At 63.8% G+C, this 3175-nt stretch carries 7 protein-coding genes; 5 read left to right on the top strand and 2 right to left on the bottom strand.

Going from position 1 to position 3175, the window contains the following annotated elements; translation table 11 throughout:
• The coding region (locus VNS22_RS07145; protein WP_325731026.1) for a hypothetical protein at positions 1-195 on the top strand (195 nt) is incomplete at its 5' end.
• A gap of 382 nt (positions 196-577) precedes the next feature.
• Here the strand turns inward: VNS22_RS07145 and VNS22_RS07140 are convergent.
• Positions 578-814, bottom strand: a complete 237-nt coding sequence (locus tag VNS22_RS07140) for a hypothetical protein (RefSeq protein WP_325731024.1) — start codon at positions 812-814, stop codon at positions 578-580.
• Positions 814-1059 carry a transcriptional regulator gene (locus tag VNS22_RS28245; RefSeq protein WP_349261732.1) on the bottom strand — a complete coding sequence of 82 codons (246 nt, stop codon included), beginning with the start codon at positions 1057-1059 and terminating at the stop codon, positions 814-816. Before VNS22_RS28245 ends, VNS22_RS07140 begins: the two co-directional genes overlap by 1 nt.
• 42 nt (positions 1060-1101) lie before the next feature.
• On the opposite strand from VNS22_RS28245, the gene VNS22_RS28520 reads away from it, so the two are divergent.
• The 4 genes from VNS22_RS28520 to VNS22_RS07125 all read left to right on the top strand — a co-directional run bounded on the left by VNS22_RS28520 (position 1102) and on the right by VNS22_RS07125 (position 3072).
• Positions 1102-1557 (top strand): helix-turn-helix domain-containing protein, encoded by a 456-nt coding sequence (locus VNS22_RS28520; RefSeq protein WP_414653332.1) that lies wholly within the window; start codon positions 1102-1104, stop codon positions 1555-1557.
• 69 nt (positions 1558-1626) lie between these two features.
• Positions 1627-2454: a Rha family transcriptional regulator gene (locus VNS22_RS07135; protein WP_325731022.1), complete on the top strand. Its 828-nt coding sequence runs from the start codon at positions 1627-1629 to the stop codon at positions 2452-2454.
• Complete coding sequence (locus VNS22_RS07130; RefSeq protein ID WP_325731020.1) at positions 2454-2741, top strand: hypothetical protein; 288 nt, start codon at positions 2454-2456, stop codon at positions 2739-2741. Before VNS22_RS07135 ends, VNS22_RS07130 begins: the two co-directional genes overlap by 1 nt.
• A 79-nt stretch (positions 2742-2820) precedes the next feature.
• On the top strand, positions 2821-3072 hold the full coding sequence (locus VNS22_RS07125) for a hypothetical protein (RefSeq protein ID WP_325731018.1): 252 nt from the start codon (positions 2821-2823) through the stop codon (positions 3070-3072).
• The last annotated feature ends 103 nt before the right edge of the window (positions 3073-3175 follow it).

The following is a 3175-nucleotide window of genomic DNA, read 5'->3' as shown; positions in this document are numbered from 1 at the left end:
GACAGCCTGATGGCGTGCCGGCAGGCAATGGCGCCGCGTCGGCAACCGGTGATGTTCGCGGGGATGCGAATCCGGATCGGCGACGGGGTGCACCGGCAGGAGGGCGAGGATGGGGCGCTCATCGCGGTGCACCACCCGGGGTTTGGGTGGGTGGGGGCGGCGGAGGCGGGTTGGAAGACCGGCCGGAGTTGCTGAGCGCGTGCGGGCGACATCAGGCAGGCACTCCAGCGGAAGCAGCGGGACGGCCGAAACAGTTGATTGCTCCGGCCGCCCCTTCCATCCTGGCAGCGTTGCCAACCGCTCGGGATGGAAGCTGTGAAGATACCAGACCTTAGGAAGACGTCGCTCACGGATGCCGAACGGCAGAAGTCCATCGAGGAAATCGACGCACAAGCCAGAGAGCAGTACCGAAAAGCTACAGGTGAAATGGCCTCTGGCACGCTGCGAGAGATGAATGAGCGGCTAGCTCGTGAAGGGCAAGCGAGGGACGCCGCTGCAAGAGTATCCGAGGAACCGCTTCGGTTACTCAGGTCCATCGAATCTGGACAGCGGCAGATATTACGTGAACTGGCCGACATTAGAGAGCGCCTCGACCGGCTTGAGAGGCCGAAGACCGAATGATCTCGCGCGCCTGCCCATCCATTTCCCCGGCAACATAAGCGGCGATCCAGTCGGCATGATCCAGCAGATCGCCCAGTGGAGCGAAGGGCATACGTTGGGCGGCGTAAAGCAGCGCAAATCCCCGCGCGATCAACTCGCGGTCGAGCGGATGCATCGGTGGCTGTGTGGCATGGAGGTCGGGGAAGGCCGTCATCACCCCACCTCGCAACTGGCGGCGGGGGTGGTGGCTTTGGGGCGCGATGCGTCGGAACGCTCCGGGTACAGATCAGGGCGGAGCTGGTACCGAGAAATTGCACCATTCGTGATGCGTTCGATCTCCAGCACCCTAAGTGCTGGAATCTTCCGCCAACTCGCCACGGCCCCCCTGGTGATGCCCAGCTCGCGCGCGATGTGCGCCATTAGTCCTCTGTGTCGACGAATGAGCGCGATGGCTTCCATAGCGGGTTGCTTAGCACACCTGAGCAAGATGGATCAAGATAAATGCTAAGTGCCACTAAGCGTGAATTAGGTCACCTTAGCGGCATGGACGTGGGTGAACGAATCCGACTGGCTCGGACCAGACAGAAGCTTTCTCAGCGAGATGTTGCCAAGCGTTTGGGAGTAAGCCCAAGCGCGGTAGCTCAATGGGAGTCAGGAAACACAAAGCCAAGCCATGACAATCTCACTAAAATGGCTATGATCTTCGATTTAGACTACGAAAGACTTATTTCTAACATTCCAGGATCGAATAGAATTACTGCTCAGAATTTAGAGGAAGAAGCTCTTCTTCTTCTCTGGAGGCATTTAACTCCTGCTGCGCGGTCTGTTTTGATCGGACTGATTGGAGCAGGTGCCGCCGAGGGGATCTCGGTCGACCCTGAAGCGAAGGGAGGTATCCTAGGCTGGCTCCGGACGCAGTTCCCAGAGGAAGGCAACGGGAACGCTAAGCAGGGCTAAACATTCCTCTTGCTCCTGTTGCTCAGTTGAGCTTAGCGTGCCCCCGTTAGCCACGGAGGCACCCTCATCGTGCGTTCCCATTCCGACACTCCCGACCTGCTTGTCGTGGCCGCGCAGCCGGCCGTGGCGCAGGCGACCGTCACCGATCTCGCCCTCACCACACATGAGGGCGAGGCCCGCGTCCTCGACACTGATCTGGCCAGCCGGCTTCGCTTCGATCAGCCGCGCGACATCCGCAAGCTGATAGCGCGCCACGGTGGCGCGCTATCCCAACTCGGCGAACTCGCCACGACCGAGATCGTGGTGGGCAAGGGCCAGCGGACCACCGCCTACCTGCTCAACAAGCGGCAGGCCATCTTCCTTACCACCAAGTCCGAGACGCCGGCGGCGACCGAGATCACCATCGAGATCATCGAGCGGTTCGACGCTTATGAGCGCGGGCTGACCCGTCCGCCGGCCTTTGCTCCCGCGGTCACGGAGCGGGTGAACGCCCGGCTGGAGGCGAACAAGCTGATGCGCAGCGACATCGCGCTCGGCCGCCTGATCGGGCTCGACCGGAACCAGGCAGTGCTTGCCTCGGCGCAGCGCGTCGCCAAGCTGACCGGCATCGATCCAATCGCGGAACTCGGCGCCACGCACCTGATCGCGGCTTCGCAGGAACTGGTGCTGACGCCGACCGAGATCGGCAAGGAGGTGGGTACGTCCAACAGGCGCGTGAACGCCCTTCTCCTGGAGCATGAGTTCCAGGTGAAGACCGCCGCTGGATACGAGCCGACCGAGAAGGGCAAGGCCTATGCCCGCCTCTTCGACACGAACAAGCAGCATGGCGGCGTGCCGATCATGCAGCTGAAGTGGCTGTCGAGCGTCGTGCCGGTCGTGAAGGGGTGGATCCACTGATGCCGATCATCCCCTTCCCGCCCGGCGCGGCAGGTCATCCGCAGGCGGAGCACCCGCCCTGCACCTGCGAGAATGCAGCGCTGATCCCCGTCCTCCGAGACATCGTCATCGAGATCCTGGGAAGCACGGAGCGCCTCCTGACGCCGGAGGATCGTGCGGCGTGGGCGCGTGATCCGGCGCTTCTGTCCTTGCATCTCTGGCCGGCGCTGGAGCGCATCCAGCACCTCGCACTTACGGGCCTTGAGGAAATCGAGGGCGAGAAGCTCGAGCAGGGAGAGGAGCCGTGATGCAGATCTTCCCCGAGTTTCTCCTGGCGTTGGGGGCCGCGTTCTATGTCGGCGGCCTCGCTCTCGCGGTGGCGCTGCCATGAGCCGCCCCGATCCCCGCGCCCAGCGCCGGCGCGCCTTCACCGCCCTTGCGCATCACCAGCGTGTGCAGGAGCTGCGCGGCCTGGTGGACACCTTCGCCGGCACGGAGGTCGGCCGCGACGCCTACCATCGCGCGTGGCGGCTGCTCTATCGGGCGGAAGCCTGGGAAGCCCTGGCGGAGGGCGACGCCGCCCTCGCCCGCTCCTACCACCGTGCCGCCATCCGGCCAGCCGCGAGGGCCTTCGCATGACCGCAGTTCGCAAGGACCTCGCCGCACGAGCTCCCGCGGCGAACAATGACCGAACCTTCCGCACGCCCCCTGCCCTGCAGAAGGTCGCGGGACGCGTGCAGGT

This window comes from Geminicoccus sp., assembly GCF_035556675.1.
GTDB lineage: Bacteria > Pseudomonadota > Alphaproteobacteria > Geminicoccales > Geminicoccaceae > Geminicoccus.
The sequence above is the reverse complement of the archived record's forward strand: the minus strand, read 5'-3'. Positions and strand labels throughout refer to the sequence as shown.